This window comes from Lysinibacillus sp. NPDC097195, assembly GCF_044762075.1.
GTDB lineage: Bacteria > Bacillota > Bacilli > Bacillales_A > Planococcaceae > Lysinibacillus.
Window position 1 is genome coordinate 1 of the sequence record NZ_JBIWDP010000014.1, and the last position, 5,632, is coordinate 5,632.

4 protein-coding genes, 1 tRNA gene and 1 rRNA gene are annotated in these 5,632 nt (G+C 38.9%); 3 read left to right on the top strand and 3 right to left on the bottom strand.

The features are described 5' to 3' along the window. Together rrf and ACIQXI_RS21895 are read right to left on the bottom strand one after the other, a co-directional pair. Positions 1-91, bottom strand: a 5S ribosomal RNA gene (gene rrf / locus ACIQXI_RS21890); the annotation flags it as partial. Between the two features lie 596 nt (positions 92-687). Next, the gene (locus tag ACIQXI_RS21895) at positions 688-1,788 is read right to left on the bottom strand and encodes a cysteine desulfurase family protein (protein ID WP_402928625.1); all 1,101 of its coding nucleotides are present in this window, start codon (positions 1,786-1,788) and stop codon (positions 688-690) included. A gap of 90 nt (positions 1,789-1,878) precedes the next feature. Between ACIQXI_RS21895 and nadB the strand changes: the two genes are divergently transcribed. From nadB to nadA, 3 genes are read left to right on the top strand one after another with little or no spacing between them, the layout of a single operon-like run. Then, positions 1,879-3,465: an L-aspartate oxidase gene (nadB, locus tag ACIQXI_RS21900; RefSeq protein WP_402928626.1), complete on the top strand. Its 1,587-nt coding sequence runs from the start codon at positions 1,879-1,881 to the stop codon at positions 3,463-3,465. Beyond that, complete coding sequence (gene nadC / locus ACIQXI_RS21905) at positions 3,422-4,282, top strand: carboxylating nicotinate-nucleotide diphosphorylase (protein WP_402928627.1); 861 nt, start codon at positions 3,422-3,424, stop codon at positions 4,280-4,282. Before nadB ends, nadC begins: the two co-directional genes overlap by 44 nt. After that, entirely contained in the window at positions 4,269-5,372 is a 1,104-nt protein-coding gene (gene nadA, locus ACIQXI_RS21910) for a quinolinate synthase NadA (RefSeq protein ID WP_402928628.1), read from the top strand. Before nadC ends, nadA begins: the two co-directional genes overlap by 14 nt. Before the next feature lie 167 nt (positions 5,373-5,539). On the opposite strand, the gene ACIQXI_RS21915 is transcribed toward nadA, so the two are convergent. Then, positions 5,540-5,611, bottom strand: a tRNA-Glu gene (locus tag ACIQXI_RS21915). Positions 5,612-5,632: the final 21 nt, after the last annotated feature.

A 5,632-nucleotide genomic window follows, 5' to 3' on the forward strand; every position in this document is an offset into this window, starting at 1 on the left:
GGGGAAGCCCCCAACTACCATCGGCGCTAAAGAGCTTAACTTCCGTGTTCGGTATGGGAACGGGTGTGACCTCTTTGCCATCATCACTAGACTATGTTGGACCTTCAATACACTGCGTATTACTGCATCAGCTGCTCTCGTCCAATCACTAGATTGCTTCTTTGTTCTACTGGTGTGTTAAAGTTCTCATTGGTTTCAATATACATTGTATTTTAAAACCTTTATGTATTTTGTTTTGAAGTTGTTTACCTGTCCTTCAAGACAAGAATTATTGTATAACGTTTATCAACATAATGCAACAGTTTTTTATAAAAAAAAGAAATTATTACTTTTTGAAGATATTTTTGTTGTGTAAGAGAAATAATTGCTCTGCTATTTATTATAGCAATTGTTTTTTCAAAAGAAAACAATTTATTTCTATCAAAGATAAATTGTTTTGCATATTAACCATTCCTATTCGATATTTTCCCTCTCATCTAATACAACTGCCCTTTTGGCGATTGAGGAAGTAGAGCTCTTTCGCCTAAAAGCAGTTTTCTTAAGTACAACAAGCATGTTCTACTAATATGCTAAGCACATATTGCTTGTTACTTAGTATTGAAACAACCTTATAGCTTAGCTGAAATTGTCGGATACGATAGGCAAAATAAAGCTGGAGGCATTTAAAATCTATTTGCTAATACTAATTTAGTATTTTACTAAAATATTAGTAAGAGCGGCGAGTACTTGGTCGATTTCTTGGAATGTTGTAGTTGGGCCGAAGGATATTCTAAAAAATCGACGTGCCTCCTCCATCGTATAACCCATTGATAAAATTGCTTTCGTTCCCGATTCACTGTGTATATCACAGGCACTACCAGTTGAAATACAAATGCCCTTTTCATTTAACTTTAATAGCACATATTGCCCTTCCACATTGTCCATCATTAACCCGCATATAGTAGGCAGTTGCTCCTTGCTTTCAGTTAGTCGACAAGCAGGAGGCAATTTCCCCTTGAAATATTGACGTAGCGCTTCATAATGTTGACGCTCATAGTGATAGTTCTCGATGGCTGTCGCAAATGCCACAATGGCAGGTGTATCTATAGTGCCCCCCCGTAAGCCGCGTTCATGTGTAACACCAGGTGTTAATGCTGGAACACGAATCTTTGGATTTATATAAACAGCACCACAGCCCTTTGGTCCTCCTATTTTATGAGCAGATAGTGTCAGCGCATCTACGTATGCACTAAAGGAATCTATTGATAACTTACAATAGGACTGCACACAATCAACATGAAAAAATATATTTTCACAATGGGCTATTCTTGCAATTTCTTTCACAGGTTGGATAGAACCTATTTCAGAGTTCACATGTTGAATGGTTATGAGTGCTGTATCTTCTCTTATCGCCTCTCGCACTTGCTCTACATGAATACATCCATCTAGCTGTAAAGGTAATTTCGTAACGGTAAACCCCATTTTTTCCAGAGTATTTAGTGCTGCATGAACAGATGTATGTTCTGCTTGCGATGATATAATATGCTGCCCTTTTTTTGAAGCCAGTGCCAGGGACAAAATTGATAGTAGATTGCCCTCTGTTCCGCTTCCAGTAAAAATAATTCCATTCTTGTCAACTCCGAGAGTCTTTGCAACAATCTCCCTCGCTTGCTCAACAAAATAATGTGCTTGACCTCCTAAATCATGTAAGCTCGCACTATTTCCATAATAACGTTGTGCTATATCACAATAAGCCTGAAGCGCTCTCGGCGACATAGGCGATGTAGCTGCAAAATCCATGTAAATCATCAAATTCTCCCTTTCTCGTCATCAAGTCTTGTTTTCCTTTTTATTTTATGTAAAGATATGTGTCAAGACAACTGTAAAGAAGGTATACCTATGGATGTAAAGACAGACGTACTTATTATTGGTAGTGGCATTGCGTCACTTCAAGCTGCACGACTACTTGGACAGCATTTTCAAGTACAAATTGTTACTAAATCCTCTGTCCAAATGAGTAGCTCTTATCGTGCACAAGGAGGCATAGCAGTCGTTACTAGTCCTGATGATCATACAAATTTGCATATTGCAGATACATTGGCGGCAGGTGAATATCATCATGAACATCGATATGTTGAATCACTTGTAAAAGAAGGAAAAGTAATAATGCAGCAATTTTTAGCCGAAGGATTACCAATCGACCGGCAAGAGAACGGAGAACCTGCCCTCGGCTTAGAAGGAGCACATAGCCATCATCGAATTTTACATGCGGGGGGCGATCGTACTGGTCAACTAATGATTGATTACTTACTTCTGCATCTTCCTTCTACTATTCAAATAAATTGCAATGAAATGGCTTTTGAATTGTTAGTGAATACGAATGGTGCATGCATTGGTGTAGTAACAAAAAGCGAAAAAGGAATTAAACGTTATTTTGCCCATCATATCATTCTTGCAACAGGTGGTGCCGGTGCTCTTTATCCAAGCACCTCTAACTACCCTACAAACACTGGAGACGGTATTGCCTTAGCCTATCGCGCTGGTGCTGCCATTAGTGATATGGAATTTATGCAATTTCATCCAAGTTTATTATGGTGTAATGGCAAGGCTAAAGGATTAGTTTCGGAGGCTGTGAGGGGGGCTGGTGGCATTTTTGTTAATGCTAGGCGACAACCGATTATGGCAGGTGTACATCCATTGCTTGATTTAGCTCCACGCCATGTAACGGCTCATACATTGTATCGTCAACGCGCTGCGGGGCATGAAACCTTTATTGATATTACAAATATTGCGCATTTCGAAGATAAATTCCCTACTATTGCAAAACTTTGCATCGAAAATGATATTGATTTACAAAATGGTTTAATTCCTGTAGCCCCAGGCAGTCATTTTTTAATGGGCGGTGTAATTGCCGATGATAGAGGGAGAACTTCCATTCCAAACCTCTATGCTGTTGGCGAAGTGGCATGTACAGGCGTTCATGGTGCGAACCGTTTAGCTAGCAATTCATTACTCGAAGGCCTTACATTTGGTCAAAAAATGGCGCAATTTATTATAGAAACAGGTTGTAACCAAACAAATTTCATGCTTGCTGTAGCAAATCGTCAACATGCAATGCCAACGCTCCTAGCAAAAGATCAGTTACAACAAGCAATGATGCATTCATTGGGCATCGTACGAAATCCTGACGATATGCAGCGCTTAATAGCACAACTGCCTACATTACAAAATTTACTTCAAGTAAATATTATGGACTTACCGCAACAGCAACTAGAACTTTATATGATGCATATTGTTGCATCGTTAATGGTACACGCTGCGCTGACACGAACTGAAACACGTGGAGCACATATTCGTTCTGATATGCCTAACAATGAAGCCGCTTGGACACAAAGCTGGATTATTTTTCAACAAGGACAAATGAAAGTGAGGAATTCATTATATGAATATCATCAAACTCGAGGAAATGCTCAAACAATTTTTTAATGAGGACTTAGGAGATGGGGATTTATCGAGCGAATTTATCTTTTCAGTTGAGCAAAAAGGAGCCTTTTCCTTTTATGCAAAAGATAATGGTATTTTTTGCGGAACCCCTATTATCGAACATGGTTTTCGATTACTCGATCCTTCCATGCATATAACCATGCATAAAAATGATGGTGATAACGTCAATTACGGCGATCTTCTCGCAGTTATAAATGGCCCTCTTCAAAAATTATTAATCGGTGAGCGAGTAATTTTAAATCTCATTCAACGCATGTCTGCAATTGCAACTGCTGCCAATATTGCTGTACGTGAAACAATAGGAACATCAGCAAAAATTTGTGATACGCGCAAAACGGTTCCAGGTTTACGTATGCTCGACAAATATGCTGTTCGAATTGGTGGTGCTTATAATCATCGAAGTGGCTTATACGATGCGATTATGCTTAAAGATAATCATATTGCTTTTGCAGGCAGCATTACAGAAGCCGTACAAACCATTCGTAAAAAAATTGGGCATACGGTAAAAATTGAAGTAGAAATAGAAACAAAGGCTCAATTAGAAGAAGCCGTTTTAGCAGGAGCAGACATTATTATGTTCGATAATCGTACACCTGAAGAAATTCGTGCTTGGCTTCCATCTGTGCCCACCCATATCGTGACCGAAGCTTCTGGAGGTATTACAATAGATAATCTCCATGCTTATGCAAAATCAGGTATTCAATGGATTTCACTAGGTGCCCTAACTCATTCTGTAAAAGCTTTTGATATTAGCGCACTTGCCCAACTGAAAGGAGAACAAACACTTGTCCATCACTAATTTACTGCAACAAACTTCACTACTGCCTGAACAGTACCGAACATTACCAATAGCCGAGATGGAGTCTCGAATTCTAGCTATTAAAAAGAAATTAGGTAATAAGCTTTTTATACCTGGGCATCACTATCAAAAAGATGAAGTGATTCAGTTTGCTGATGCTACAGGAGATTCTTTACAGCTAGCTCAAATATCTGCAGCCAATAAAGAAGCCGAGCATATCGTTTTTTGTGGTGTACATTTTATGGCAGAAACAGCCGATATGCTAACTACCGACCAACAACATGTCTACTTACCAGATATGCGTGCAGGTTGTTCAATGGCTGATATGGCAAATATTTATCAAACCGAACAAGCATGGACCATTTTACAACAACTTTTCGGAGATACCATTTTGCCGCTAACATATGTCAATTCAACTGCTGCAATTAAAGCATTTACTGGACGTCATGGTGGTGCTTGTGTAACATCCTCCAATGCAAAAAAGATGGTACAATGGGCATTTTCACAAAAGCAACGTATTTTATTTCTGCCAGATCAACATTTAGGAAGAAATACAGCGTTCGACTTAGATGTACCGCTTGAGCATATGGCCGTTTGGAATCCACATACGAATAGGCTTGAAACAGATCAATCGCCAGAAAATATTCAAGTAATATTATGGAAAGGGCATTGTTCAGTTCATGAAGGTTTTACAGTGCAACATACAGCAATGGTTCGCCAAGCACACCCGACTATGCGCATTATCGTGCATCCAGAATGTAGCCGTGAAGTGGTAGCTGCTGCAGATGATGCAGGCTCAACAAAATATATTATTGATACGATTAATAATGCTCCAAGCGGATCATCATGGGCAATTGGAACAGAAATGAATTTAGTAAACCGCATTATCAAACAGCATCCAGATAAACATATTATCTCTTTAAACAAAAACTTTTGCCCTTGTCTGACAATGAATCGTATTGACCTTCCACATTTACTATGGTCACTTGAAAGCATTGAGCAAGGAAAACCTCATAATCGAATTCAAGTAGATGTATCAACGGCTAAAGAAGCTCTTAGTTCCCTTGAAAGAATGTTATTACTTAGTTAAGCAAGCAAGAGCTCAGACAATAAAGATACTCTTGTATATAGAGATAAAGCAAAAAAGTGTTAGATTGACTTCAATCAATCTAACACTTTTCACTTTATATTTGCTAAATTATATTTTTCCTAAAAAAAACACAACTAATGTGAATCCACATCAGTTGTGTTTTAATATGACCCCTACGGGATTCGAACCCGTGTTACCGCCGTGAAAGGGCGGTGTCTTAACCGCTTGACCAAGGGGCCAATGGCGGAGAAGGAGGGATT

What these genes read in the sequence shown, in the direction of transcription:
- ACIQXI_RS21895 (WP_402928625.1), bottom strand. Translation starts at nt 1,788, where the DNA reads ATGATTTACATGGATTTTGCAGCTACATCGCCTATGTCGCCGAGAGCG.
- nadB (WP_402928626.1), top strand. Translation starts at nt 1,879, where the DNA reads ATGGATGTAAAGACAGACGTACTTATTATTGGTAGTGGCATTGCGTCA.
- nadC (WP_402928627.1), top strand. Translation starts at nt 3,422, where the DNA reads ATGAATATCATCAAACTCGAGGAAATGCTCAAACAATTTTTTAATGAG.